Genomic DNA, 506 nt, shown 5'->3' with positions numbered 1-506 from the left:
GTAGTTTTCTCACTTCATTAAAATCATTTAGGTAATATTTTGCTTCCGAAATGTTGTTGCCAACTTTAATGGTAAAAGCATCATCTGGTAATGCCCTGAAAATATCTTCATCAGTATGATCATCACCAAGGGCCAAAATAAAATCAGGTTTTTTATCGTACAACCAGTTAAGGGCAGCCTTGCCTTTGTTAACCTCCATATTTTTAAACTCAATTACCTTATTGCCCGGCATAAGTTGCAGGCCTTTATCTGCAGCTAAAATTTTCATATGGCTGATAATTTCATTGGCCCTTAAATCGCCAAGTCCTTCTTCTGCTTTCCGATAATGCCAAACCAGTGAGTAACTTTTTTCTTCAATAAACGATCCTGGAGTACGGTCTGTATAGGTTTCTAGTAAAGTTTTTATTTCCTGTTTCCATTGGTCGGTAAGTAAGGGCAGGCTGTTCCATTTATCTTCGAACGATTTTTGCCAGGCACCATGTTCTGCAATCAGATCTACCTTTAGG

1 protein-coding gene is annotated in these 506 nt (G+C 37.9%); it reads right to left on the bottom strand.

Going from position 1 to position 506, the window contains the following annotated elements; all coding sequences use genetic code 11:
* The coding region (gene otsB / locus AC1DND_RS29310) for a trehalose-phosphatase (protein WP_477586545.1) at positions 1 to 506 on the bottom strand (506 nt) is incomplete at both ends.

Source organism: Pedobacter sp. 01N416, assembly GCF_056399685.1.
The sequence above is the reverse complement of the archived record's forward strand: the minus strand, read 5'-3'. Positions and strand labels throughout refer to the sequence as shown.